At 69.7% G+C, this 25,763-nt stretch carries 24 protein-coding genes and 3 pseudogenes; 12 read left to right on the plus strand and 15 right to left on the minus strand.

Going from position 1 to position 25,763, the window contains the following annotated elements:
* Positions 1-57 precede the first annotated feature (57 nt).
* Genes ectA through thpD form a run of 4 tightly spaced genes read left to right on the plus strand, consistent with a single transcriptional unit; the run spans position 58 to position 3,186 of the window.
* On the plus strand, positions 58-573 hold the full coding sequence (ectA, locus tag AQI88_RS04005) for a diaminobutyrate acetyltransferase (RefSeq protein WP_066991953.1): 516 nt from the start codon (positions 58-60) through the stop codon (positions 571-573).
* A 13-nt stretch (positions 574-586) separates the two neighbouring features.
* Positions 587-1,858, plus strand: a complete 1,272-nt coding sequence (gene ectB, locus AQI88_RS04010) for a diaminobutyrate--2-oxoglutarate transaminase (protein WP_066991957.1) — start codon at positions 587-589, stop codon at positions 1,856-1,858.
* 30 nt (positions 1,859-1,888) lie between these two features.
* Positions 1,889-2,293 carry an ectoine synthase gene (locus AQI88_RS04015; protein WP_066991960.1) on the plus strand — a complete coding sequence of 135 codons (405 nt, stop codon included), beginning with the start codon at positions 1,889-1,891 and terminating at the stop codon, positions 2,291-2,293.
* Positions 2,294-2,298: 5 nt separating this feature from the next.
* Positions 2,299-3,186 carry an ectoine hydroxylase gene (gene thpD / locus AQI88_RS04020; protein WP_066993613.1) on the plus strand — a complete coding sequence of 296 codons (888 nt, stop codon included), beginning with the start codon at positions 2,299-2,301 and terminating at the stop codon, positions 3,184-3,186.
* 80 nt (positions 3,187-3,266) lie between these two features.
* Here thpD and AQI88_RS04025 read toward each other — a convergent pair whose 3' ends face one another.
* From AQI88_RS04025 to AQI88_RS04045, 5 genes are all read right to left on the minus strand, one after another.
* Positions 3,267-4,328 carry an aminotransferase class V-fold PLP-dependent enzyme gene (locus tag AQI88_RS04025; RefSeq protein WP_066991963.1) on the minus strand — a complete coding sequence of 354 codons (1,062 nt, stop codon included), beginning with the start codon at positions 4,326-4,328 and terminating at the stop codon, positions 3,267-3,269.
* Positions 4,329-4,425: 97 nt separating this feature from the next.
* On the minus strand, positions 4,426-5,142 hold the full coding sequence (locus AQI88_RS04030) for a DsbA family oxidoreductase (protein WP_066991966.1): 717 nt from the start codon (positions 5,140-5,142) through the stop codon (positions 4,426-4,428).
* Between the two features lie 75 nt (positions 5,143-5,217).
* Positions 5,218-5,721, minus strand: a complete 504-nt coding sequence (locus AQI88_RS04035; protein ID WP_208615710.1) for a GNAT family N-acetyltransferase — start codon at positions 5,719-5,721, stop codon at positions 5,218-5,220.
* Between the two features lie 64 nt (positions 5,722-5,785).
* The gene (locus AQI88_RS04040) at positions 5,786-6,394 is read right to left on the minus strand and encodes a DUF1349 domain-containing protein (RefSeq protein WP_066991971.1); all 609 of its coding nucleotides are present in this window, start codon (positions 6,392-6,394) and stop codon (positions 5,786-5,788) included.
* Positions 6,395-6,491: 97 nt separating this feature from the next.
* Positions 6,492-8,021, minus strand: coding sequence for an aldehyde dehydrogenase (NADP(+)) (locus AQI88_RS04045; RefSeq protein WP_079057384.1), 1,530 nt, complete (start codon positions 8,019-8,021; stop codon positions 6,492-6,494).
* Positions 8,022-8,161: 140 nt separating this feature from the next.
* On the opposite strand from AQI88_RS04045, the gene AQI88_RS04050 reads away from it, so the two are divergent.
* The 5 genes from AQI88_RS04050 to AQI88_RS04070 all read left to right on the plus strand — a co-directional run bounded on the left by AQI88_RS04050 (position 8,162) and on the right by AQI88_RS04070 (position 13,396).
* Positions 8,162-8,935 carry an IclR family transcriptional regulator gene (locus tag AQI88_RS04050; protein ID WP_066991977.1) on the plus strand — a complete coding sequence of 258 codons (774 nt, stop codon included), beginning with the start codon at positions 8,162-8,164 and terminating at the stop codon, positions 8,933-8,935.
* Between the two features lie 86 nt (positions 8,936-9,021).
* Positions 9,022-9,969, plus strand: coding sequence for a hypothetical protein (locus AQI88_RS04055; RefSeq protein WP_244184033.1), 948 nt, complete (start codon positions 9,022-9,024; stop codon positions 9,967-9,969).
* Positions 9,966-11,210 carry a sensor histidine kinase gene (locus tag AQI88_RS04060; RefSeq protein ID WP_066991983.1) on the plus strand — a complete coding sequence of 415 codons (1,245 nt, stop codon included), beginning with the start codon at positions 9,966-9,968 and terminating at the stop codon, positions 11,208-11,210. Before AQI88_RS04055 ends, AQI88_RS04060 begins: the two co-directional genes overlap by 4 nt.
* 17 nt (positions 11,211-11,227) lie before the next feature.
* Positions 11,228-11,887, plus strand: a complete 660-nt coding sequence (locus tag AQI88_RS04065) for a response regulator transcription factor (RefSeq protein WP_066993618.1) — start codon at positions 11,228-11,230, stop codon at positions 11,885-11,887.
* Between the two features lie 54 nt (positions 11,888-11,941).
* Positions 11,942-13,396, plus strand: coding sequence for a peptidoglycan D,D-transpeptidase FtsI family protein (locus AQI88_RS04070; RefSeq protein ID WP_066991986.1), 1,455 nt, complete (start codon positions 11,942-11,944; stop codon positions 13,394-13,396).
* A gap of 82 nt (positions 13,397-13,478) precedes the next feature.
* Here AQI88_RS04070 and AQI88_RS04075 read toward each other — a convergent pair whose 3' ends face one another.
* Positions 13,479-14,930: an NCS2 family permease gene (locus AQI88_RS04075; protein WP_066991989.1), complete on the minus strand. Its 1,452-nt coding sequence runs from the start codon at positions 14,928-14,930 to the stop codon at positions 13,479-13,481.
* A 231-nt stretch (positions 14,931-15,161) separates the two neighbouring features.
* Here AQI88_RS04075 and AQI88_RS04080 point away from each other — a divergent pair, with 231 nt between their 5' ends.
* Together AQI88_RS04080 and AQI88_RS04085 are read left to right on the plus strand one after the other, a co-directional pair.
* Complete coding sequence (locus tag AQI88_RS04080) at positions 15,162-15,728, plus strand: SigE family RNA polymerase sigma factor (RefSeq protein ID WP_066991992.1); 567 nt, start codon at positions 15,162-15,164, stop codon at positions 15,726-15,728.
* Entirely contained in the window at positions 15,725-16,570 is an 846-nt protein-coding gene (locus AQI88_RS04085) for a hypothetical protein (protein WP_066991995.1), read from the plus strand. The genes AQI88_RS04080 and AQI88_RS04085 overlap by 4 nt, the downstream gene beginning before the upstream one ends.
* Positions 16,571-16,626: 56 nt before the next feature.
* Here the strand turns inward: AQI88_RS04085 and AQI88_RS47425 are convergent.
* A pseudogene (locus AQI88_RS47425) lies at positions 16,627-16,888 on the minus strand (right-handed parallel beta-helix repeat-containing protein); the annotation flags it as partial.
* 200 nt (positions 16,889-17,088) lie between these two features.
* Between AQI88_RS47425 and AQI88_RS04090 the strand changes: the two are divergent.
* Positions 17,089-18,135 (plus strand): annotated as a pseudogene (locus tag AQI88_RS04090) (glycoside hydrolase family 43 protein); the annotation flags it as partial.
* A gap of 7 nt (positions 18,136-18,142) precedes the next feature.
* On the opposite strand, the gene AQI88_RS04095 reads toward AQI88_RS04090, so the two are convergent.
* The 8 genes and pseudogenes from AQI88_RS04095 to AQI88_RS04130 all read right to left on the minus strand — a co-directional run.
* On the minus strand, positions 18,143-18,940 hold the full coding sequence (locus tag AQI88_RS04095; protein ID WP_066991998.1) for an HAD family acid phosphatase: 798 nt from the start codon (positions 18,938-18,940) through the stop codon (positions 18,143-18,145).
* Between the two features lie 125 nt (positions 18,941-19,065).
* On the minus strand, positions 19,066-19,251 hold the full coding sequence (locus tag AQI88_RS04100; protein WP_066992001.1) for a hypothetical protein: 186 nt from the start codon (positions 19,249-19,251) through the stop codon (positions 19,066-19,068).
* 7 nt (positions 19,252-19,258) lie between these two features.
* Positions 19,259-20,371, minus strand: coding sequence for a right-handed parallel beta-helix repeat-containing protein (locus AQI88_RS04105; protein ID WP_066992003.1), 1,113 nt, complete (start codon positions 20,369-20,371; stop codon positions 19,259-19,261).
* 22 nt (positions 20,372-20,393) lie between these two features.
* A complete protein-coding gene (locus AQI88_RS04110; protein WP_066992006.1) occupies positions 20,394-21,521 on the minus strand; it encodes a pectinesterase family protein in 1,128 nt (375 codons plus the stop codon).
* Positions 21,522-21,592: 71 nt separating this feature from the next.
* Complete coding sequence (locus AQI88_RS04115) at positions 21,593-22,909, minus strand: pectate lyase family protein (RefSeq protein ID WP_066992009.1); 1,317 nt, start codon at positions 22,907-22,909, stop codon at positions 21,593-21,595.
* A 16-nt stretch (positions 22,910-22,925) separates the two neighbouring features.
* Entirely contained in the window at positions 22,926-23,714 is a 789-nt protein-coding gene (locus AQI88_RS04120; protein WP_066992013.1) for a rhamnogalacturonan acetylesterase, read from the minus strand.
* Between the two features lie 43 nt (positions 23,715-23,757).
* Positions 23,758-25,092: an ABC transporter substrate-binding protein gene (locus tag AQI88_RS04125; RefSeq protein WP_066992016.1), complete on the minus strand. Its 1,335-nt coding sequence runs from the start codon at positions 25,090-25,092 to the stop codon at positions 23,758-23,760.
* A 57-nt stretch (positions 25,093-25,149) separates the two neighbouring features.
* A pseudogene (locus AQI88_RS04130) lies at positions 25,150-25,761 on the minus strand (pectate lyase family protein); the annotation flags it as partial.
* Between the last annotated feature and the right edge of the window lie 2 nt (positions 25,762-25,763).

Genomic DNA, 25,763 nt, shown 5'->3' on the forward strand with positions numbered 1-25,763 from the left:
CATCCCCGGCCACCGCGCCCGTGCATTACTGAATTTGCCTCGCTAAATTCGTGCCGCATGACTGCCGCACAAGCAGACCTGTTCATCGACCGACCGGCGGTGTCCGACGGAGCCGCGCTCTGGCGTATCGCCAAGGACTCGAGAACCCTCGACCTGAACTCCTCGTACAGCTATCTGCTGTGGTGCCGGGACTTCGCCGGCACCTCGGCGGTGGCGCGCGGCGCGGACGGCGAGCCCGTCGGTTTCGTCACCGGGTACGTGCGGCCCGACCGTCCCGGGATCCTGCTCGTCTGGCAGGTGGCCGTCGACGCCGCCCACCGGGGCCGCGGCATCGCCGCCGCGCTGCTGGACGGGCTGACCGCCCGGCTGGCCGGCGAGGGCCGGATCACCGGCATCGAGACCACCATCACCCCCGGCAACACGGCCTCCGAGCGCCTGTTCACCTCGTTCGCCGCCCGGCACGGCGCGGACCTCGACCGGGAGGTGCTGTTTCCCGCCGACCTGTTCCCGGACGGCCAGCACGACCCCGAAGTCCTCTACCGCATAGGCCCGTTGACCCCCACCGCGCTTTGAGGAGCGATTCACCGTGACCATCACCCAGCCCGACCTCAGTGTCTTCGAGACCCTCGAGTCCGAGGTGCGCAGCTACTGCCGCGGCTGGCCCACCGTGTTCGACCGTGCGCAGGGCAGCCGGATGTACGACGAGGACGGACATGCGTACCTCGACTTCTTCGCCGGTGCCGGCTCGCTCAACTACGGCCACAACAATCCGGTCCTGAAACGGGCGTTGATCGACTATCTGTCCCGGGACGGCGTGACCCACGGCCTGGACATGTCGACCACGGCCAAGCGCTCCTTCCTGCAGACCTTCCAGGACCTGGTGCTGCGCCCGCGCGACCTGCCGTACAAGGTCATGTTCCCGGGGCCGACCGGCACCAACGCCGTCGAGTCGGCGCTGAAGCTGGCCCGGAAGGTGAAGGGGCGGGAGGCGATCGTGTCGTTCACGAACGCCTTCCACGGGATGTCCCTGGGCTCCCTCGCCGTCACCGGCAACGCGTTCAAGCGGGCCGGCGCCGGTGTCCCGCTGGTGCACGGCACGCCGATGCCCTTCGACAACTACTTCGACGGCACGGTGCCTGACTTCCTGTGGTTCGAGCGGCTCCTGGAGGACCAGGGCTCCGGTCTCAACAAGCCGGCCGCGGTGATCGTGGAGACCGTGCAGGGCGAGGGCGGCATCAACGTCGCCCGGCCCGAATGGCTGCGCGCCCTCAAGGAGCTGTGCGAGCGGCAGGACATGCTGCTGATCGTCGACGACATCCAGATGGGCTGCGGCCGGACGGGAGCCTTCTTCTCCTTCGAGGAGGCCGGGATCGTGCCCGACATCGTCACCGTGTCCAAGTCGATCAGCGGGTACGGCCTGCCGATGGCGCTGTGCCTGTTCAAGCCCGAACTCGACGTCTGGGAGCCGGGCGAGCACAACGGCACCTTCCGCGGCAACAACCCCGCGTTCGTCACCGCCACCGCGGCCCTGGAGACGTACTGGGCCGACGGCTCCGCCATGGAGAAGCAGACCCGGGCCCGCGGCGAGCAGATCGAGCAGGCGCTGATCTCGATCACCGAGGAGAACCTCGCCGATGTGCGGGAGTACCGCGGCCGCGGCCTGGTGTGGGGCCTGGAGTTCCACGACAAGGGCCGGGCCTCGCGGGTCGCCCGGCGGGCCTTCGAACTCGGGCTGCTCATCGAGACGTCCGGCCCGGAGGGCGAGGTCGTCAAGCTGCTGCCCGCCCTCACCGTCACCCCCGAAGAGCTGGACGAGGGCCTCAGCGTCGTCGCCCGCGCCGTCCGCGAAACCGCCTAGCACCATCCACCGAGGAGGAAGCACAGCACCGTGATCGTCCGATCGTTCAAGGACATCGAAGGCACCGACCGGCACGTCCGGGCGAAGTCCGGCACCTGGGAGAGCAAGCGGATCGTCCTCGCCAAGGAGCGGGTCGGCTTCTCCCTGCACGAGACCGTCCTGTATGCCGGGACCGAGACGTCGATGTGGTACGCCAACCACATCGAGGCCGTCGTCTGCGTCGAGGGCGAGGCCGAACTCACCGACCACGAGACCGGGAAGACGTACACGATCACTCCCGGCACCATGTACCTCCTGAACGGGCACGAGCGGCACACGCTGCGGGTCAAGGAGGACTTCCGCTGCATCTGCGTGTTCAACCCGCCCGTCACCGGACGGGAGGACCACGACGAGAACGGCGTCTACCCGCTGCTCACCGAGCCCGAGGAGGTGTGACCGCCATGACCACCGTCACCGACCTGTACCCCAGCCGCGGCGCCGAGGAGGTGACCGCGCCCCGCCAGGACCCGGTCGTCTGGGGCTCCCCGGACACGCCCGGCCCGATCACGACGGCCGGCCTCCAGTCGTACGAGCGTGACGGCTTCCTCGCCGTCGACCAGCTGATCACCCCGGACGAGGTCGAGGTCTACCGGCGCGAGCTGGACCGGCTGGTCGCCGACCCGGCGATCCGGGCCGACGAGCGCTCGATCGTCGAGCCGAAGTCGCAGGAGATCCGCTCGGTCTTCGAAGTGCACCGGATCAGCGAGGTGTTCGCCCGCCTGGTGCGCGACGAGCGGGTGGTCGGCCGCGCCCGGCAGATCCTCGGCTCGGACGTGTACGTCCACCAGTCCCGGATCAACGTCAAGCCGGGTTTCGGCGCGAGCGGCTTCTACTGGCACTCGGACTTCGAGACCTGGCACGCCGAGGACGGCCTGCCGCACATGCGCACGGTGTCCGTCTCGATCGCGCTGACCGAGAACCACGACACCAACGGCGGGCTCATGATCATGCCGGGCTCGCACCGGACGTTCCTGGGCTGCGCCGGGGCCACGCCCCAGGACAACTACAAGAAGTCGCTGCAGATGCAGGACGCGGGCACGCCGTCCGACGCGGCGCTGACCGCGCTGGCGAGCGAGTACGGCATCCGGCTGTTCACCGGCCGGGCGGGCTCGGCGACCTGGTTCGACTGCAACTGCATGCACGGGTCCGGCGACAACATCACGCCATTCCCGCGCAGCAACGTCTTCATCGTGTTCAACAGCGTGGAGAACACGGCGGTGGAGCCGTTCGCGGCGCCTGTGCGGCGCCCGGAGTTCATCGGGGCCAGGGACTTCACTCCCGTCCGGTGACGTGACGCACACCGTTCCAGGGGCCTCCGCGCGACAGCCGGAGGCCCCTGGCGCGGGGCCTGGCAGGCGACCTGAACGGATCAGCCGGACAGTGCGGTCAGCAGGCGGTCCACGTCCGCGGGCGTGTTGTAGAGGTGGAAGGCCGCGCGGAGGTTGCCCGCGCGGTTGGAGACCTCGATGCCCGCCTCGCTCAACTCCGGTTGCCGGGAACCGAGTCCGGGCACCGAGACGATCGCCGAGCCGGGGGCGGGCAGGGGTTCGTGGCCGAGGGCCGCGATTCCCGCCCGGAACCGGTCGGCCAGGGCCAGGTCGTGGGCCTGTACCGCGGCCACGCCGAGTTCCTCGATCAGGGTCAGGGAGTGGCGCACCCCGGTGAAGGTGAACAGGGCCGGGCTGACGTCGAACCGCCGTGCGGAGTGGGCGAGTTCGACCACCGGGCCGTAGCAGCTGGTCCACGGCTCCTCGGCCGCGACCCAGCTCGCCAGCAACGGGGACAGCCCGCCGAAGTCCTCCGGGACGACGAGGAAGGCCGCCCCGTGCGGGCCGAGCAGCCACTTGAAGGTCGTGGAGACGGTGAAGTCGTAGGCGTCGGCCTGCATCGGCAGCCAGCCGGCGGCCTGCGAGAAGTCGACGTAGGTGCGCGCCCCGTGGGTGAGGGCAGCCGCACGCAGGGCGGGCAGGTCGGCGATCCGGCCGTCGGCGGACTGGGCGGCACTGACCGCGACGAGTGCGGTGCCGGGCCGCACGGACTCGGCGAGCCGCTCCAGCGGGACCGCGCGCACCTTGAGGTCGCCCCTGGTGTGGAAGGGGTTCACGACCGAGGTGAAGTCGTCCTCGACGGTCAGGACTTCGGCACCGGCGGGCAAGGAGGCGGCGACCAGAGCGGTCTGGGTGGCCACCGAGGGTCCCGCCGCCACCCGGGTCGCCGGCACCTGGGCGAGCCGGGCGAACGCAGCCCGGGCCAGCTCGACGTCCTCGAACAGCGGATCGAGCGGCCTGCCCTCCGCCCGGATCGTCACCGCCTCGTGCAGCGCGGCCACGGTACGAGCGGGCAGCAGGCCGCTGCTCGCGGTGTTCAGGTAGGTGTTCTCCGGGCTGAACTCGGCGCGGACGAGGCTCTCGAACGTCTCCGTGGTCTTCATGGGTCCACTCTGCGGCCCCATGAAGTCGTAGTCCATTGCGGATTTTTACGTGGATTGACTTAGGAGCGCTTATACATCCGCGCCGACCTGCGGTTTCTCAGTGCTGCGGCACCGCGCACCCGTCCGGACCGCATGCCTCGGCATCACCCTGGTCGACCAGCTTCAGCGGGGAACGCTCGCCCCAGGCCTGGCTCAGCGCCTGGGTGAAGACCTCGGCGGGCTGGGCGCCGGAGACGCCGTACGTGCGGTCCAGGACGAAGAAGGGCACACCGTTCGCACCGAGCTGGGCGGCCTCACGCTCGTCGGCCCGGACCTCCTCGGCGTAGGCGGCCGGGTCGGCGAGCACCGTGCGGACGGCCTCCGCGTCCAGCCCGGCCTCGACGGCCAGCTCCACGAGCCGCTCGTCGCCCTCGGTGAAGACGGACCGCTCCTCGGCGAAGTTCGCCCGGTACAGGATCTGGATCAGCTCGTCCTGCCTGCCCTGCTCCTTGGCGAAGTGCAGCAGGCGGTGCATGTCGAAGGTGTTGCCGTGGTCGCGGCCCCGGGTCCGGTAGTCCAGGCCCTCGGCGGCGGCCTGGGAACCCAGGTTGTCCTCGCCGGCCTGGGCCTGTGCCTCGCTCATCCCGTACTTCTTCGTGAGCATGGTGATCACCGGCTGCACATCGCCCTTGGCGCGGCCCGGGTCCAGCTCGAAGGAGCGGTGCACCACCTCGACCTCGTCGCGGTGCGGGAAGGCAGCCAGCGCCTGGTCGAAACGGGCCTTTCCGACGTAACACCAGGGACAGGCGATGTCCGTCCAGATTTCGACGCGCATGCTCTCGGCTCTTCTCCAGGTCGTACCGGCACGGAGGCTCTCTCCGCCGGTACGTGAACATTCAAACAGCGACGTTCATTCCCCCGCCACGGAGAAGCGCAGGAAGAGGTGATGGTCACCCTCGGCGGGCGGGTTCTCCGGGTCGGGGACCCAGCCCTGGCGGGCGTAGAAGGCCTGGGCCCGCCGGTTGTCCGCGTGCACGTCGAGCACGGCCGTCCGCTTGCCGTCGGCCCGCCACTCCTCCACGCAGGCCGCGTGCAGGGCCGTACCGATGCCCGCGCGCCAGTGGCCGGGGTCGACGTGGAACTGGAACAGCTTGACCGTGTCCACGGGTGCGCCGTCCGGGGTACGGAAGGAGGCGATGGCGACGATCCGGCCCTGCTCGACGGCGCAGAGCACATGTCCGTCGGGGCGCTCGATGGAACCGCGCCAGGACTCGGTCCAGTCGAAGTCGGCCTGCGGGACGCCGTCCGGGTAGTACGTCGAACGGGCCCGGACGTGCAGATCGGCGATGACCTCGGTTTCGGCGGACAAGGCGGTGCGGATCACCAGAGCTCCGCTGACACGTTCACTGATCATGCAACGGAGGACGTGACGGCACCGGCTCCGGTTCCGTGCCGGCTGAACCGGGCGCGACAGACGCTCAGCTTCCGTCTCGCAGATCGCTCGGCCAGGCGGGCCGGAACTCGAGGTGGTCGTACGTCACGACGCACCCTTCCCCCATCGGCGACTGCGTCATGAAGCCGACCAGCGCCGCACCGGTCTCCTTCTCCTCGCCCAGCGTGAACAGCCGGACGAAGGTCCAGCGCTCGCCGCCCCGGGAGGCGTGGAAGGCGAAGGCACGTCCGGTGCGGCTGATCCGCAGCCACACCGAGCTCCCCTCCACGGTGAAGGAGTTCGCGTCGTCGGAGTGTCCCCGGGTGACCACCGTGCAGACGGTGGGCACGTCCGGGGAGTACTCCAGGCAGAGCTTGGCCCAGGCGCGGTCGCCCACATGGACGTAGAGCACGCCGGCGTCGAAGGCGGCGCCGAAGCCGACGGTGACCCGCGCGATCAGCTGAAAGTCACCCTCGGGCGCCCCGAGCAGCCGGGGCGCGTCGGAGGCGGGCTCCAGGGCCTCACCGGTAGGCGTGACGAACCGGTCCTGCCGGGGCCCGGCCCACCCGGTGAGCACACCCCCCTCATAGGCCCAGTTGCCGTCGGGCCCGTAGGTCCGCAGGGGGAAGGGGAGTTCGGGAAGCTCTATGTCCATCGACCGATTCTCGCAGGAGAGTGTCTGAGCCCGGGGAGCTTCGTGAGCTTTGTGCCTGCCCAGGGGCAGCCGACCTCAGGGGCGCGGGGCTACGGCGTTACCGCTCCAAAACCCCGTCGAACCGCCGAGGCAGCCCCAGCGGATTCTCATCACGAAGTTCCTTGGGCAGCAAAGCCTCAGGCGCTCCCTGGTACACCACCGGCCGCAACCACCGCTCGATGGCCGTACCGCCCACGGAGGTGGACGTAGAGGTGGTCGCGGGGTACGGCCCACCGTGATGCTGGGCCGGCGCCACGGCGACCCCCGTCGGCCACCCGTTCACCAGCACGCGCCCGGCCAGCGGAGTCAGCTCGGCGAGGATCTCGGCACCGCGGCCCTCACCGGCGGCCTCCCCACCGGACAGGTGAACCGTCGCCGTCAGGTTGCCCGGCAGCCGCGACAGCACCGCCGTCGCCTCGCTCTCGTCCTCGTACCGGACCACCACGGTCACCGGCCCGAAGCACTCCTCCAGCAGCAGGTCGTACGCCCCCTCCTCGGCCAGCTTCTGAGCCGGAACCGTGAGGAAGCCCGCGCTCACCGTGTGCTCGCCCCCCGCACCCGGTGTGACCGGTGACTCCACCTCGGGCAGCTGAGCGCGCTCGGAGACGCCGGCGATGAAGTTGTCCCGCATGCGGTGGTCGAGGAGGACACCCGCGTCGGTGTCGCTGACGGCGTCCGTGAGCGCCTTGACAAGAGCGTCGCCGTCCGCGCCGGACGGCACCAGCACCAGGCCCGGCTTGACGCAGAACTGGCCGACGCCCAGGGTCATGGATCCGGCGAGCCCGGAGCCGATGGCCTCCGCCCGCTCGGCCGCGGCCGCCTCGGTCACCACGACCGGGTTCAGCGAGCCCAGCTCACCGTGGAACGGGATCGGTGCCGGACGCGCGGCGGCCGCGTCGAACAGGGCCCGCCCGCCGCGCACGGAACCGGTGAAGCCCGCGGCGGTGACCAGCGGGTGCCTGATCAGCTCGATGCCCGCGTCGAAGCCATGCACGAGGCCGACGACGCCCTCGGGGATGCCGTGTTCGGCCGCGGCCCGGCGCAGCACCTTGGCGACCAGCTCGGACAGGGCCGGGTGGTCGGGGTGGGCCTTGACGACCACCGGGCAGCCCGCGGCCAGCGCGCTCGCGGTGTCGCCGCCGGCGACGGAGAAGGCGAAGGGGAAGTTGGAGGCGGAGTAGACGGCCACGACGCCCAGCGGGACCTTGTAGCGGCGCAGGTCCGGGATGGGCGGGGTGGCGGTGTCGTCGGGGTGGTTGATGACGACGTCCAGGAAGGCGCCCTCGTCGACGATGTCGGCAAACGCCCGCAACTGGTACGTCGTACGGGCGAGTTCGCCGGTCAGCCGGACCGGGCCGAGGGCGGTCTCGGCGTCGGCGGTCTCGACCAGGCCGTCCCGGGCCGCGTCCAGGCCGGCGGCGGCCGAGCGCAGGAAGGCGGAGCGGACCGAGCGGTCGGCGAGGGCGGCTCGCGCGGCGTGTGCCGCCCCGACGGCCGCGTCCACCTCCTGGGCTGTGGCCTCCACCGCAACCTGTTCACGCTGCTTCCCGGTGCGCGGGTCGACACTCCAGACTGGTGCTGCTGCCACCGCGGGTCCCTCCAAGTAAGGCCGCATTTCCTGGGTCAACCATCAGCCGCGTTCGATATACTGAACACTGTCTCTGATGATGAATGTGCTGCTCGGAGACTATATATCTAGGTCCTCGTCGAACGAAGGGGTCAAGGGCGATGTCGGCAGGCGAGACAGGCGGCGGGGCACAGGTCAAGTCCGCGGTACGGACCGTTGAATTGCTGGAGTACTTCGCCGGAAAGCCCGGTATGCACTCCCTTGCGGCGGTTCAGGAGGCCGTGGGCTACCCGAAGTCCAGCCTGTACATGCTGCTGCGCACGCTCGTGGAGCTGGGCTGGGTGGAGACGGACGCGACGGGCACCCGGTACGGCATCGGGGTGCGGGCACTGCTGGTCGGCACGTCCTACATCGACGGGGACGAGGTGGTGGAGGCGGCCCGCCCGACCCTCAACCGCCTCTCGGACGACACGACCGAGACGATCCACCTGGCCCGTCTCGACGGCACGAACGTGGTCTACCTGGCCACCCGCCAGTCGCAGCACTACCTGCGCCCCTTCACCCGTGTCGGCCGGCGCCTGCCCGCCCACTCCACATCCCTGGGCAAGGCGCTGCTGGCCACCCACACCGACGAACAGGTCCGCAAGCTCCTCCCGGAGACCCTCCCGGCGCTGACCGAGCACACCATCACCGACCGCGAGAAGCTCATCGAGGAACTGCACCAGGTCCGCGAGCAGGGCTTCGCCGTCGACCGGGAGGAGAACACGCTGGGCCTGCGCTGCTTCGGCGTCGCGATCCCGTACCGCACCCCGGCCCGCGACGCCATCAGTTGCTCGGTCCCGGTGGCCCGCCTGACCCCGGCCCACGAACAGATGATCAAGGACGCCCTGTTCGACGCGCGGGACCGGCTGACGCTGGCTACGCGGCGCCTCTGAGGAGGACGGCGGCTCCCCCGTCCGGCGGAGGCGGATCGTCGTCGCGCAGGAAGTGGACCGGCCCGTGGGCGCGGGAGCGTTGGGGCATGACTTCCTCAACCATGACCGCTGTCAGCGGTCTGCGGCGACGTCCTGTGCTGCGGCTCGTCGCCATCGCCGCCTGTCTGCCGTATCTCTGTCTCAAGGTCGCCTGGATCGCCGGGAGTCATCTCGGTATCCCGGACGGGAGCCCGTTGCTGGAGCACCGGGTGACCATGGCCCTCGCCAACGGGCTCACCGTGTTGATGGACGCGGCCGTCGTCGTGCTTGCGCTGCTGCTCACGCAGCCGTGGGGACGGCGGGTGCCCGCCTGGCTGCTCGCGGTGCCGATGTGGGTCGCCACCGGGCTGCTCGCGCCGATCATGGTGGGGTTCCCGCTGCAGATGATGGTGCACGGGAGCGGAACGGGCCACGACGACCGGCCGTTCCTGCACGCGTGGGTGTTCGACGTCGTGTACGGCGGGTTCATCGTGCAGGGGATCGCCCTGGGCACGCTGTTCGTCGGGTACGCCCGCGAGCGGTGGGGGTATCTGTGGCAGGGGCGGGTGTGGGAGCTGCCCAGGCCGAGCGCGGCGGCCGCGCAGCGGATGACCGCCGTGACGGCGGCGCTGCTCGCCCTGGTCCCGGGCACGTTCCGGCTCCTGTGGGCCGGTGGGGTCACGGCCGGGCGGAACACGAGCGGCGGCCGGCTCATGGAGCTGATGTACGTCGGCTTCCTGGCGGCCGCCGTCACCGGCGCCTGCCAACTCGCCTTCCGCCGCGGTGGCCCGCTTCCGGTCACCGTGCCGCTCGCCCTGGCCTGGGCCGGATCCGGGGCGGTGGCCTGCTGGGGCGGCTGGGTGTCGCTCGCCACCCTGGTGTCGTCCCACAACCTCGCCGACCGGCCGACACCGGCGATGAGCCTCACCTACGCTGTGCAGATGATCGTCGGCTTTCTCGTGGCGAGCGTCGCCGCCCACCATTTCGCGGACCGGTCCGCCAAGGCCCCCAGGTGACCGAGGCGTTGCGCTTCCTGTTCGGCGGGCGGGCCCGGCGGCGCTGGATCCATCTGATCCTGGGCGGCGCGCTCGCCATGCCGTACGTCCTCGTCGGCTCGGTGATCGTGGGGCCGTTCACCGGCGTGAACGACGTCTTCGCCTCCCTGCCCCTGCAACTCGGCTCGTTCGCCGTCGGGTTGCCGATCGCCGCCGTCACCTCGCTCTTCCCGCTGACCCGGCCGCTGGAGTCGGGCGCCGCGCGCGCCCTGTGCGGCGTCGGCGCGGACGCCCTGGCCCGCGGCCCGGCCCGGACCCGGGCCGAGCGGGGGCGCACGGCCGCCTGGTTCACCCTGCATCTGGGGCTCGGCGGGATCATCTCCGGGATGTCGCTGGCCGTACCGCCGTTCGCGGTCGTGCTCATCGTGCTGCCCCTGTTCGCCTCGCTGCGGGACCGGCCGCTCGGACTGCCCGAATCCCTCGATCACCCCTGGGCGTTGGCCCTGTCACCGATCGCCGGCCTCGCGATGCTGCTGACCCTCGCCGCCTGCGCCGCCGCCTGTGGCGCCCTGCTCGCCCGCTGGGCGCCCGCCCTGCTCGGGCCCACGCCCGAGGACCGGCTCGCCGCGGCCGAGGCCCGCGCCGCCGACCTCGCCGTACGCAACCGGCTCGCCCGCGAGCTGCACGACTCCGTCGGCCACGCGCTGAGCGCCGTCACCCTCCAGGCGAGCGCCGCCCGCCGCGTCCTCGACACCGACCCGGAGTTCGTCCGCGAGGCGCTCGCCGCGATCGAGGACACCACCCGGCGCACGGTCGGCGAACTCGACGCGGTGCTGGGCGTGTTGCGGGACGGCGACACGCCGGGCACCGCGCCCGCGCCGACCCTCGCAGCCGATCTGGACGGGCTGCTGCGCCGGACCAGGGCGGGCGGCCAGCGCGTGACGGCCACCGTGGACGCCGACCCCGCCGCCCTGCCCCCGCTGGTCTCCCGGGAGGCGTACCGGATCGTGCAGGAGGGCCTGAGCAACGCCCTCAAGCACGCCGGCGAACCGGTCGGCCTGCGCATCTCCACCGCCGACGGCCACCTGGAGATCACCGTCGAGAACCCCCTGGACACCTGCCCCGCTCCCCGCCCCGGCGGCGGCCACGGCCTGCGCGGCATCGCCGACCGGGTCCGGCTGCTGGGCGGTACCTCGCAGGCGGGCGCGTCCGACGGTGCCTGGCGCCTGCACGTCCGACTGCCGCTGAAGGGATCCACGTGACCGACGAAGGGACCGGCATGACCCCGCCCGCGATCCGGGTCGTCCTCGCCGACGACGAGCGCATGGTCCGCACCGCCCTGCGGGCCATCCTCTCCGCCGAGCCCGGTCTGGAGGTGGTCGGTGAGGCGGCGACCGGTGCCGAGGCCGTGTCCGTCGTACGGGAGTTGCGGCCCGACATCGTCCTGATGGACGTCCGCATGCCCGAGGTCGACGGCATCCGGGCCACCGAGCAGATCCTCGCCACGCTCGACGAGCCGCCCCGTGTCGTCGTCGTGACCACCTTCGAGAACGACTCGTACGTGTACGACGCGCTGCGCGCCGGGGCTGCCGGGTTCCTGCTCAAGCGGGCGGACGCCGACGCGCTCGTCCAGGCGGTACGGCTGGTCGCGCGCACCGACAGCCTGTTGTTCCCGTCGGCCGTACGGGCCCTCGCGGCCGAGCACGCGCGCAGGGCGCCGGCGCCCCCGGCGTGGGTGAGCAGGCTCACGGGGCGGGAGAGCGAGGTGCTGCGGCACCTGGCCGAGGGGCTGACCAATGCGGAGATCGCCCGTCGCATGGACGTCGGGCCCGCGACCGTGAAGTCGCACGTCGCGGCGGTGCTGGCGAAGACGGGCACCCGGGACCGGACGCAGGCGGTGATCGCCGCGTACGAGGCCGGTTTTCTGAACGCGCGATGAGAAAAACGGGCACAGGGGAACGAATGACCGTGTCTCGATCGTCTTCACGGCGGGATGAACAAGACGATCAGGCGGGCGTCCGTCTTCGCACTGCTGCTCGTGCTCGCCCTGCTGGTCAGGGCGACCTGGGTGCAGTACTACGACGGCAAGGCCCTCGCGGACGACAACGACAACCGGCGGAACGCGATCGAGACGTACTCACGGCCGCTCGGGAACATCATCGTGGCCGGGAACTCGATCACCGGCTCGGCGCGGACGAAGGGGAGCGACCTCGCATACAAGCGGACGTACAAGAACGCCAAGCTGTACGCGGCGGTGACGGGCTACGCCTCGCAGGCCTACGCCCCGACCCAGCTGGAGGGCATCTACAAGGACCTCCTCAACGGCACGGACACCCAGCTGAAGTCCGTGCTGGACACGGTCACCGGTGAACGCGCCGACCCGGGCAACGTGCTCACCACGATCGACCCGGCGGTGCAGAAGGCGGCGTACGACGCGCTCGGCGACACGAAGGGCGCTGCCGTCGCCATCGACCCGAAGACCGGCAAGATCCTCGCGGTGGTGTCGACCCCGTCGTACGACCCCTCGCAGCTCACCGACGCGAACACGGCCGGGGCGGCCTGGAAGAGGCTCAACGCGGACAAGGACAAGCCGCTCACCAACCGGGCGCTGCGCCAGCCGCTGCCGCCGGGCTCGACGTTCAAGCTGGTCGTGGCGGCGGCCGCGCTGGAGAGCGGGCTGTACAAGAACGTGGACGACCACACCGTGAGCCCCGACCCGTACGTCATGCCGGGCACGACGCGCCCGCTGGAGAACGAGAACAAGTCGGCTCCGTGCGAGAACGCCTCGATCCGGACCGCCCTGCGCTACTCCTGCAACAACGTCTTCGGCAAGATGGCCGTCGACCTCGGCCAGGACAAGGTGAAGGCGATGGCTGAGAAGTTCGGCTTCAACAACGACCAGCAGGATGTCCCGGTGCGGGCCTACGCCAGCGTGTACCCCTCGGGCATGGACAAGGCGCAGACCGCCCTCTCCGGCATCGGCCAGTTCGACGTCACCGCGACCCCGCTCCAGATGGCCATGGTGTCGGCTGCCATAGCCAACGGCGGCAAGCTGGTCTCGCCGCACATGGTGTCGCAGACCACCGACAGCGGCGGTGATGTGGTGAAGGACTATGACGACAGCGCGGACACGCAGCAGGTCGTCAGCTCCGGCACGGCCGAGCAGTTGCAGTCGGCGATGGAGACGGTGGTGAAGGACGGTACCGGTACGAACGCGCTGATCGACGGGGCGACCGTGGGCGGCAAGACCGGTACGGCCCAGCACGGCGAGAACAACAGCAAGACGCCGTACGCCTGGTTCACCTCGTACGGCAAGTCGGACAGCAGCGGCAAGGAAGTCGCTGTCGCGGTGATGGTGGAGCAGTCGGATGCGGCTCGGTCCGAGGTGAGCGGCAACGGACTGGCGGCGCCGGTGGCCAAGGCGATGATGCAGGCGGCGCTGAAGTGAGGACGCTGCGCGATCAGCTGCGGGTCGACTGTGGCTGGTCGCGCAGTTCCCCGCGCCCCCGGGGAGTTGCCCTCCCCGGCGCCTACTTCACCCCCAGGATCTGCTCCACCGGATCGATCGCGAAGTAGACCAGGAACAGCACCGAGACGCCCCACAGCAGCCAGTTGACCTCCTTGGCCTTGCCGAGGACCGTCTTGATGAGGACGTACGCCAAAAAGCCCGCGCCGATGCCATCGGTTATCGAGTACGTGAACGGCATCGCGGCGATGGTGAGGAACGCCGGGATGGCGATCTCGTACCTGTCCCAGTCGATGTGCTTGACGTGGGTCATCATCAGGAAGCCCACCGCGATCAGCGCGGGCGCCGCCGCCTGCAGCGGGACGATCGTCAGCAGCGGGGTGAGGAAGAGCGCGAGGCCGAAGAGGCCGCCGGTGACCAGGTTGGCGAAGCCGGTGCGGGCGCCCTCGCCGACGCCGGCCGCGGACTCGATGTAGGCGGTGTTGGAGGAGGCGGAGCCGAGACCGCCGGCGACGGCGGCGGCGCCGTCGATGAACAGGACGCGCCCGATGCCGGGCACCTGCCCCTTCTCGTCGAGCAGACCGGCCTCGGCGCTGATGCCGACGATGGTGCCCATGGCGTCGAAGAAGTCCGACAGGATCAGGGTGAAGACGAGCAGGACGGCGGTGAGGACACCGGCCTTGGCGAAGCCGCCGAACAGGCTGAAGTGACCGATGAGCCCGAAGTCCGGGGCGGCGACGATCTTGTCCGGGAGCTTCGGGGTGGTCAGGCCCCAGCTCTTGATGTCGGCGACGGCGTTGATGACGATCGCGACGACGGTCATCGTCACGATGCTGATGAGGATCGCGCCCTTCACCTTGCGGGCGAGCAGCGCGATGGTCAGCAGGACGCCGAGACAGAAGACGAGGACCGGCCAGCCGGTGAGGCGCCCGACGGCGCCGAGTTGCACGGGCACGGTGGTGTTCGCGGCGTCCGGGATACGGCTGACGAACCCGGCGTCCACGAAGCCGATGAACGCGATGAACAGGCCGATGCCGACGCCGATCGCCTGCTTGAGCTGCTGCGGGATCGCGTTCATGATCGCTTCTCGGAGCCCGGTGAGGACCAGGACGCAGATCAGCGCGCCCTCCAGGACGACCAGGCCCATCGCGTCGGACCAGCTCATCAACGGAGCGAGCTGGAAGGCGACGACGGCGTTGAGGCCGAGGCCGGCGGCGATCGCGAGCGGGAGGTTGCCGCCGACGCCCATGATGATCGTCATCACGCAGGCCACCAGCGCGGTGGCGGTGACGAGTTGGCCGGTGTCGAGGGTGTGGCCGAACTTGTCCTTGGCGCTGCCCAGGATGATCGGATTCAGGACAAGGATGTAGGCCATGGTGAAGAAGGTGGCGAAGCCGCCTCGTATCTCCCGGCCGAGGGTGGATCCCCGCGCGGAGATCTTGAAGAACCGGTCGAGGCCGTTCGCCGCTGGTGGCGCGGCACTTGCCCGGTCGGCCGCCTTCTTGGTGTCGGACATGCGGCTGCTCCTTGTTGCCTGATGGATCGAGTGCGGATGCTGGCTGGATTGTTCCCGCGTTGAACGCGTTTCAGGTTTTCGCCGTGTTACGGAATCAGGGCCGACCCGCCAGACCGCGTTCGAAGCCCCGTACGAACCAAGCGGTTGATCGCTGCTACGCTTCCGGATCTCGTCCGGGCCACCTCCGGATGACCACATGGCATTCACATGACACGCACAGAGAGGTCGCCCGTGGGCACTGTCGTCGACGACGCCGCCTCCGTGGAGTTCCATGCCTTCTTCGAACGGCACTACGCCGAACTGTCCCGCCTCGCACATCTGCTGACCGGCGAGGCGGACGCCGCCGACGATCTTGCGGCGGACGCGCTGCTCGCCCTGTGGCACCGCTGGGACCGGGTGCGCGCCGCGGACCACCCGGTCGCCTACGCCCGTGGGGTCGTCGCCAACATGGCCCGCACCCGTATCCGCAGCGCCGTGCGGGAACGCCGGCGGATCTCCCTGTTCTGGTCGCAGCGCGAGGAGAAGACCGAGAACCCCGACATAGCGGGCGTGGTCGATGTACAGGAGGCGCTGCGCAGGCTGCCGTTCCGGAAACGGGCATGTGTGGTGCTGCGACACGCGTTCGACCTGTCGGAGAAGGACACCGCTCTCGCCCTGGGTGTTTCCGTGGGTACGGTGAAGAGCCAGACGTCCAAGGGCATGGCCGAGCTACAGAGGCTGCTCGGCTCCGAGGGCGTTCCACAGAGGGTGCACGCGACGATGGCGCGCGGCGGCGAGACCGGAGGAACGGACCGATGAGGCAGCAGGACGTGCACGACGAGCTGCGCGCCCGGCTGCACGAGGCGGCCGAGACGCACGAGCCCGACCGGGCCCGCATGCTGGCCCGCATCGAGCGGGGGATGAGCGGGCACAGCCGCCCCGACCACCGGGCCACGCGTGCGCCGGTGTGGGGCTGGGCGCGGGTGGTGGGTGCCACGGCCGCGGTCGCGGGCATGCTCGCGGTCGGCGGTTACGCGGTGGCGTCCGCGGTGAGGAACGACAGCCACCCGCCGCAGCAGACGGTCGCGGTCTCGCCGACCCCCACGCCGTCACCGGACGCGACGAGCCGTGCGCCCGTACCGCCGGCGGACCCGACGCCGGGCAGGGCGCCGGAGTCCCACAAGCCGAGCAGCTCGCCCTCCACGCAGCCCCCGGCCTCCGCCTCCGCAACTCCGCCGGCCGCCGGCGAGAGCGACGGCCCGCTGCGGTCGGACGGATCAGTGGACCCGCACAGCAACGACTTCTGGGCGCAGAGCAACCTCACGCTCAAGACGAGCGAGCAACTCACGTCCCTCACCGTGCAGTTGAAGATCGCACAGACCGGTGGGGTCGGTTCGGCCGGCGCCTGGCGCTCACTGCCGGAGCAGGATTTCACCCTCACGGTCGGCGAGCAGGACGGCTTCCTGGTCTACACCTGGGTGCTCAAGGAGGGTCGTACGGTCCCCAAGGGCGAGTGGGTGTTCGCCGGGCAGTACAACCACGAGCGCGGCGGCCGGGACGCGAAGGACGACAGCTACACGATCACCGGCACGGCGGACGGCCGGCAGCGCTCCGTGGGCGGCGGCTTCGCAGCCCATGCGAACGACGAAGGCGACTCGTAAAGAATCTTGAAGACGGCGGCAACCCCGCCCCCGGCAGCGGCAACCAGGAAGCGCTAACTGGTGCCGCTGGCCGTGGACTTGAGGGTGGCGGCCGGGTAGGTAGGTGCCGCCCCGCACCTGGATGACGGTACCGGCGGCGGCGTTCTTGACCGCCGACTCCAGCTGGGCGGTGGTGGACACGGTGACCGTGGTCGTGGCGGCCTGGGCGCCGCCGTTCGACAGGCCGAAGCAGACGCCGCCGGCCCCCGCGGCCACGGCCACCGCGGCGGCGATCGAGAGGGTGCGCGTCCTGCGGTGGCGTCCGGTGCTCTGCGGCACTGGCCGTTCCTTTCCTAGGAGGTTGGGATGCACTCCAGTCGCCGCCATGGCCGAAGCGGGTTGCCGCACCCGAGCGAAATCGACCGAAACTTTCGGCCGCCCGAGACGCCCGCACACCGATTGACGTGCTGATCGTCACTGGACACACTCCGAGAGCGCGCACCGATCAACAGAAATCCCCAAACTCCCACAGGACTGCCATGCGCCTCAGAACCAGAACCCTGCTGGCCCCCCTCCTGGCCGCCCTCTTCCTCACCCTGCTGACCGCTCCGCCGGGCTCCGCGCACACACGGCACCCCACATACGCGGGCTATCTCTTCGCGTACTTCACCGGCGAGGGCACCGCCGACGGCGAGCAGATCCGCTATGCCCTCAGCAAGGGCAACGACCCGCTGCACTGGCGGGAGCTGAACGCGGGCAAGCCGGTGCTGACGTCGACCATCGGCGAGAAGGGCCTGCGCGACCCGTTCGTGATCCGCTCCCCCAAGGGCGACAGGTTCTATCTGATCGCCACCGACCTGCGGATGTACCGGAACAGCAGCGGCAGCTGGGACTACGTCCAGCGGCACGGCAGCAGATCCATCATGGTCTGGGAGTCCACCGACCTGGTGCACTGGAGGGACCAGCGGCTGGTGAAGGTGGCACCGGACAACGCGGGCAACACCTGGGCGCCGGAAGCCTACTGGGACGACCGGCTGCACGAGTACGTGGTCTTCTGGGCGTCGAAGCTGTACGCCGCCGACGACCCCGACCACACCGGCTCGACGTACAACCGGATGCTCTACGCGACCACCAAGGACTTCCGCACCTTCAGCGAGCCGAAGGTCTGGGACGACCCGGGCTACTCCGTGATCGACTCGACGGTGATCAAGGACAGGAAGACGTACTACCGCTTCACCAAGGACGAACGGGACCCCGGCTCCAGCTCGCCGTGCTCGAAGTTCATCACGGCCGAGAAGTCCACGGACCTGACCGACACGTCGTACGGCTTCGTGGCCGACTGCATCGGCAGCGGCTCCATCCAGCGCGGCGAGGGGCCGACGGTGTTCAAGTCGAACACCGAGAACAAGTGGTACCTGTTCATCGACGAGTACGGGCTGCGCGGCTATGTGCCCTTCGAGACCACCGATCTCGCCTCGGGCAAGTGGACCCGGTCCACCGACTATGCGCTGCCCGCCAGCCCCCGCCACGGCACGGTGCTGCCGGTGACGGGGGCCGAGTACGAGCGGCTGCTCGCTGCCTATCCGGACGGGATCAGCTGACGAAGTACGTCGGGTTGGGCAGCTTGTACGTACGGCCGGCGTAGCCGCCTTCCAGGTCCGAGTACTGGTCGCCGAAGCTGGCGATGACCTCGTACCCGAGGTCGTCCTCGATGTGCTTGCGGGTGCCGGACTTGTACTGCACCGTCGTGCAGGTCCAGGTGCCCGGGGTGGCGCAGTCGCCCAGGTAGGCCGGCGGGTTGGCCTTGTCCTTGAGGAACATGTGGTCGGCGTCGAGGTTCACATCGGCGCCGATCTTCTTCAGGTTCTCGACCGCGGCGCTGCGCTGCGCCTCGCTGAGACCCGAGTTGTAGAAGACCTCGACACCCTTGGACGCGGCGTACTGCACCAGCTCGGGGCTGCCGAAGACGGCCGGACGGTCGGCCTTGTTCACGTAGTCGGCCCAGGTGGTCGAGTTGTACGTGTAGTTGTAGCGCTTCTCGTAGTCGAGGCTGAGCAGCAGCGTGTCGTCGATGTCGAAGACGACGGCCGGCTTCTCGCCGTGGCGGTGCGCCTTGCGGGCCGCCTTGTCGATGTAGCGCTTGGCGTCGGCGTCCATACGCGCCAGGTCCTGGGCGTACGGGCTGTCCGGGGACGCCTGGTAGACGCCGTTGCTGTCGGCGGTGGTGCCGTAGTAGGTGTCGATGTCCTTCACCAGGAGCCCGATGTTGTAGGGCTCGTGGGTCGAGTTCGCCGTCGACTGACCGGCCGTGGCCGCGCCGGCGGCGTACAGGGCGCCGCCCGCGACGGTACAGGCCGCGACGACGGCAGCCGCCCTGAGGGACTTCCGCATGGAAACTCCGGGATGTGTTCGGTGATTGTTGCACCAGGTCACGCACTGTCTACGCGCATCACAACCCGAACGCGAGTCTGTTTATCCGATCGATACACTCCAATTCGGCCTGAGGGACGGGCCGGTCAGTTGGGGTCGGTCACGAAGGTGCGCAGTTCCTGGGGGGGCATCGGCCCGACGAGCTTCGTGGAGATCTCCGACGAAGCGCCGTCGGGCCGGGTCGCTTTGGCGGTGACGTTGCTGTGCCGGCTGCGGCACCCGCAGGGCAGGACGGCCGGATGGAACCCGGCCCGGCAATTCCGGCCGCTCATTCATCCTCTAGTTCATCGTCGCTCCGATCGTCGTGCTGCCCGTCGTCAGGAACGTCGTCGTCGGCAGGGAGCCGTCCGTTGTGCGGGCGTTGTACGTCGTCGAGGCGTCCGTGGAGACGAAGGACGGGGTGCTGATGCCGGAGTCCCAGTTGTTGCCGGCCGAGGTCACCTTGGAACCCTTGCCGACCTGGCCGCTGCCGTTGCCGACGGCCAGGTTCCTGCCGAGCTTTGCGGAGCTGGTGGCGAAGTAGTAGCCCCACTTGGCGTTGGCGTAGGCGGTGGTGCGGTTGATGACGATCGCGCCGGTGTCGGAGTTCTCCGTGAAGCCGTTGCCGGCGTTGTCCCAGGCGGCCGAGTTGTTGACGACGTGGGCGACCGTCACGCCGTTTCCGCCCAGCTTGAAGCCGTTGCCGTTGCCCTCGAAGGCTAAGTCGCCCCAGCGGTTCTTGCCGTTGCCGAAGGACCAGGTGTGCTCGATGGTGACCGGCGAGGAGAAGGACCACAGGTCGATGCCGTCGTCCGAGTTGTTGAAGAGGCGCGCGCCGGTGACCCTGTTGCCGGTGCCCGAGCCGAACTTGATGGCGACGCCGTCCGCGTTCTGGCCGTGGGTGGCGGCGTCGTAGTTGCCGTAACTGTCCAGGTTCTTCACGGTGTTGTTGACGGTGCCGTCCCCGGTGAGTGTGAAGCCGGAGTCGCCGCCGTTGACGGTCTTGATGTTGTTCCAGTTGGTGCCGGTGCACGACTGGCAGACGACCGCGCTGTCCGGGGAGTTCTGGAAGGTGATGCCGGAGACGTTCCAGTAGTCGGCGGTCAGCTTGAAGATCCAGGAGCCGGAGGGCAGCGAGGACCCGTCGATCTTCACGGTCTCCGAGCCGTACGCGGTGAGGGTGATCGGGGAGGACGAAGTGCCGTTGGCCGTCGACTGGAGGGTCGCGGTCGGGTAGTAGGTGCCGCCGCGCACCTGGATGACCGTGCCGGCGGTGGCGTTCTTGATGGCGTTGGACAGGTCGGTCGAGTTGCTGACGGCCACGGTCGCCGCGTGGGCCGGGGTGGCGAGGAGGCCGAGTCCGAGGGACGCGGCGGCGACGGAGCATGCGGTGAGTGTGCTGATGCGACGCATGACGTGCGGGTCCTTTCGTCGATCAGAGTGAGCGGGCCGGCCGGGGATGCCAGTCGCCGAGGTAGGCCGCCGGGGTGTGCAGCGTGGCTTCGGCGTCGGTGAGCTGGGGCCGGTCGGCGGGGACGGTGATCACCGCGCCCGGTCCCGGGTTGCGGTACTCGCGAAAGCGCATGGACTGCCAGGGGTAGGCGTCCCGCATGTCGGTGTAGGGCGCGACCGGGTCGATGCCGGGGCCCAGCCAGGTGTCGCGGACGGTGAGCATGGGGCGGGCGGTGGGGTCGGAGCCGGGCACCCAGGGGCGGGCCAGCTTGTAGCAGGCGTCCGGGGCCTCGCTGCTGACGCGGCTCCGCACCACCAGGCAGCCCCGCGGGTTGGCCACAGCGGTCGAGGGCGCGAAGACGAAGCCGTACGGCGCCCCGGCCAGGTCCGTCCGGTTCAGGGTGCGGAAGTGGCAGTGCTCGTAGACGGCGGTGGCGCGTCCGAAGGCGAAGTCGACGTCTCCTTCGACGTAGCAGTGGGCGTAGTACTGGCGGGCGAAGGTGCCGGGGGCCGTCGAGTCGGCGTACAGGGTGTCCTGGTGGCCGAGGAAACGGCAGTGCAGGAAGGCACTGCGGTCGCCCTGCACCTTGATGGCGACGGCCTGGGTGCCGCTGATGTCCGGGTGGTCGGCGCGCAGCCAGTCGTTGGCGAAGGTGATCCCGTGGGCGGTGAAGCCGTCGGCCTGCACGGTCGTGGTGGCCGATCCGGTGGTGCCGTAGGTGCCGCCGCCGGGCTTGGGGGTGCCGGCCGCGTTGTCGTAGACGATGACGACGTCCCGGGGGTTCTCGCAGGCGCCGATCCAGGTCATCTCCGTACGGCTGACGTCGACGGCGACCGTCTCCCGATAGGTGCCGGGGGCGAGGACCAGGGTCCGGCCGGTGCCGGTGGCGGCGGTGACCGCGGCCTGCACGGAGGTGAAGTCACCGCTGCCGTGCGGGTCGACGTACAGGGTCGAAGGGGTGAGGCGGCGGGCCGGTGACCCGTACCGGCCGAACGGGCGCGGTCGCTCGGCGGCCCGCGCGGGGACGCAGGCGAGGCCGAGCGTGGCGGCGGTACCGGCGCCTGCGACCAGGAAACGCCGTCTGGAGAGGGGGTGTTGGGGCGAGGGCATGGGAGTGCTCCTTCGCGGTGCGGCTCGTGAGAGGAGAAGGGGATCGGGGCCGGAGGTCCGGCCCCGACGGGTCAGCCCAGGCGGCCCGCGCCCGCGCAGTGGTCGACCAGGCCCGGCACGGCCTCGGCGGGGTCGACCCTGGTGCGCAGGGTCGGCGTCCAGCCGGCCCCGGACTGGAGGATCTCGCCGGGGATCTCGGCGTTGTGGACGGCGATCAGGTCGGCCGGCTCGCCGTTGACGTAGTTGTCGTCGGCGGTGAGCGGCGACTCCTTCCACTTCTTCAGGACCGAACCGGCCTTCACCCCCGTCGGCAGGGTGAACGCGTTGTGTTCGGCGACGAGTTGGGACTCCATGCCGATGCCGTAGCTGTAGGAGTAGCCGTCCTCGGCCACGAAGTGGTTGTTGTAGGAGTCCACCTGTCCGAAGCGGACGCGCGGTGCGCGCTCGACCAGGTTCGAGAACAGGTTGTGGTGGAAGGTGACCTTCAAGTGCCCCCGGTCGACCGCGGCCGTGGAGGCGCTGTCGCTGTTACCGATGAGGATCGTCTTGTCGTGGTCCTCGAAGACGTTCCAGGAGGCGGTGACGTAGTCGGCGCCCTTGACGATGTCCAGCTCGCCGTCGTGCTGCTCGTAGATCCGCCCGTAGTAGTACGGCAGCGTGCTGTCCGGGTGATCACCATCGGTGAACGTGTCGTGGTCCATCCACACATGCGTGGACCCGTAGATCACCGCGCTGTCGTACTCGGAGTTCCAGTTGCCGTCGGCGGTGTCGGTCGGGTCCCACTGCGGGAAGCAGTCGAGGGGGCTCTCGAAGCTCAGGTTGCGGACGATGACGTTGTCGACGCCCTTGATCTGGAGGCTGGCGCCCTTGAAACCGGCGTCCTTGCCGATGCCGACGATGGTGGTGTCGGCGGGGATGTTCGCCTTGATGGAGGTGTCCTGCCGGGCGGCGGAGGCGCGGCGCAGGCCCTCGGGGCTGTCGTCGGGCTCGTTGTCGAGGTTCTTGGTGCGCCCCCACACCGCTGGGTCGTAGGTCTTCAGGTAGGCGTCGAAGTCGTAGCCGGGCACGGCGAACGTGGCGCAGCTGGGCCCGTCCGCGTCGATCGTGCCCTGCACCCTGATGATCTTCGGCGCGCTGCCGCCGTCCGCGAGGGCGGCCTTGAACTGCTCCCAGGTGGTGACGGTGTAGACGTGCGCAAAGTCGGCGGCGGCACCGCCGGTCGTCCCGGTGCCGTAGGCGGCCCAGCCGTCGTGGGCGGGCAGCGTCTGCCGGTCGGGTCCGGCCCGGTGGGCGGCCTGCGCGGAGCCTGTGCCGGTGACGGTGAGGGCGAGAGCCGTGCAGCCCACGACGGCAGCTATGACACGTCCATGACATTTCTGTGTACGCACTGTGCGGGTCTCCTCTTCACGAAGGTGACGATGACGATGCGGGCGGCCAGGTGATCCAGGACGTGGGGATGTCCTCGTGCAACCGGACCACGTCGTGCCGGGCCAGCACCCGGGTGCGCAGCAGCTCCTGCGCCACGAGCCGGGCCACGGCGATGGCGCCCGGCGGATTGAAGTGCGTGTTGTCCTGCTCGGTGTCCGTCCAGTTGAAGTACGTCTTCGTCTTCTCGACACCCAGCTCCTGCCACAGCGCGAGCGACAGCGCCTCGATGTCGAGCAGCACGACACGCTCCGCTTCGGCGAGCGCGCGCATGGCCGCCGGGTAGTCGCCGTGGGTCGGCACGGCGTTGCCCCCGGCGTCGAACCTGCGGCGCTCGACGGGGGTGGCGAGGACGGGCCGGGCGCCCTGTGCGCGAGCGCCTTCGATGTACCGCCGCAGGTAGTCCTGGTACGTGGTCCAGGGCTCGGTGTACCGGGCGGGATCGGTGGCCTTCTCGTCGTTGTGCGCGAACTGGACGATCAGGACATCGCCGGGGCGGATGACGGAGAGGATGACTTCGAGCCGCCCTTCATCCACGAAGCTCTTCGAACTCCGCCCGTTCACTGCATGGTTGGCGACCTCCAACTCCTTCCGGAGAAAGAAGGGGAACGCCATTCCCCACCCGGTCTCGGGAGCCGCGTCGGCGTACTTCTGGGCGGCGGTGGAATCACCGGCGACATAGACGGTGCGGTGCCCGCGCGGGGCTCGCACGGCGACTGGAACAGCCGCAAGAGCGGCGGCAGTCACCTGTCTGCGGGTAAGGGCCACAAGGTCCGCCTTTCCAACAGGGGATACGGAAATCAGGGGCGCCTCAGTGGTTCTTCTTCCAGTCGGCCTGAGCCTTGTTGATCTGATCGGCAAGCGTGTCCAGAAACTCCTTCGCGCTCAGCTTTCCGAGCAGGACCTTCTGGAAGTTCGGCTCGTTGTCCGCCTTGGAAATGGTGTTCCAGTCGGGCAGGTAGTAAGGCAGCTGCACGATCTTCGTGCTGGCCCCGTTGAGAGCCTCAGCCGCCAGCTTCGTCGGCTCGGAGGCCTGAACCCAGGCATCCTGCGCCGCCTCCGTGTTCGCCGGCACCTGGCCCGCCGTCCGGTTCCACTTGCTGTTGGCCTCATGGGATGCGGCGAACTCGACGAACTTCCAGGCCGCGGCCTTGTTCTTGCCGGACTTGAACAACCCCAGCCCGTCCACCGGGTTGGACACCTGCACCCGGGTCCCGTCGTCCAGCGTCGGGTTCGGAATGCCCTTGAACTTGCCGCTCAGCGCCTTCTCGTGGTTCGCGTAGGAACCGAGGTTGTGGCTCAGCATCCCGATCGTGCCGGAGTCCCACTGCGCGACCATCTTGGTGAAGTCGTTGTTGACGTCGGCGGACGGGGTGTCCTTCTTGTACAGGCCGACGTACTTCTCCAGCGCGGCGACGTTCTTCGGGTCGTTGACGGTGGTCTTCTCACCGTTCCAGAAGGAGGTGATCCCACTTTGTCCATACGTCGCGTCGAGCGCCTGCGCGATGGACCCCTCGCCGCCCCGGATCGTGTACCCGAACCTGTTCTTGCCCTGGTCGGTGAGCTTGCCGGCGGCCGCATAGAACTTCGTCCACGTGGTCGGCGCGTCCAGCTCGGCGGCGCCGAACAGGTCCGTCCGGTACCACAGCGTGCCGTTGTTGGCGGAGGTCGGCACGGTGTACGTCTTCTCGTCACCGCTGGCGGACTTCACGCTCTCCAGGAACTTCTCGTTGAGCTTGCCGTTCAGGGAGCTCTTCGAGATCCGGCCGTCCAGCGGTTCCAGCGCACCCTGTGCCGCGATCTCGGCGAGCATCGCCGTGCCGACGCCGCCGACGTCGGGCAGGCCGCCGCCCTGGATCGCGGTGTCGTACTTGGACTGGACACTGGCGGCGGGCACCCCGACGTACTTGACCTTGATGTCCGGGTACTTCTTCTCGAAGTCCGCGATGATCTGCTTCCAGATGTCGGTGCGCACACCGCCGTTGTTGTCCCAGAAGGTGATCGTGCCCTTGCCGGAGCCCTCGGTCCCCTTGCCCCCCGCGCCGCCGCTGCCGTCGTCGCCGCAGGCGGTGGCGGTCAGCGCGAGCACGGAGCCCAGGGCGACGGCCGTGGCGGCGCGCCTTCTTCTGCGGATGCTGCTCTTCATCGGTCGGCTCTCTTCTTCTGGATCCAACGGAAAAGGGTGGAGCTGTGGGGGTCAGCGGCCGATCCGCGCCTGCGGACCCGAGAAGCGCTCGACCAGCGCGGGGACGGCGGCGGCCGGATCGAGGCGGTAGGCGTAGAAGGCACGCGGGTCGAAGGCCGTACCGTGCTCGTCCGTCCGGCCGGCCGTGTTCCTCAGGACGGATCCGCGCTGCACCAACTCGGCCGTGCCGTCGGCCTGGTAGGGGTGCTGGACGCGGATGATCACGTTGTGGGTGCCGGGGTTGAGGCGGAGTTCCCCGTGCACGATCTCGCCGGTGTCGCCGACGCCGATGATGGTCTTGTCGGAGCCGACGACGATGTCCGAGCCGAAGGGCGCCACCGCGATCGATCCGGCGACACGGATGACGTACGGCTCTTTCGCCGCCGCGTACATGGCCAGGGCAGCCTGGTCGGTGACGGTGACGACCTTGCCGCCCGCGCCGCCGGTGGTCCCGCCGGTGAGCGAGGCGAAGCCGTGCGGGCGGTCGCTCCACGGCGAGGCGACGGAGTCGGTGGCAGCCTTGGCCTGGCCCACCGCGCCCAGCCCGAGCGCGGCGATCAGACCGGTGACGGCGGCCAGGACGAGACCGGCACCCGGCAGGGGCAAGCGCTTGCTAGGGAAGTGCGTCATTG

This window comes from Streptomyces cellostaticus, assembly GCF_001513965.1.
GTDB classification, from domain to species: Bacteria; Actinomycetota; Actinomycetes; order Streptomycetales; family Streptomycetaceae; genus Streptomyces; species Streptomyces cellostaticus.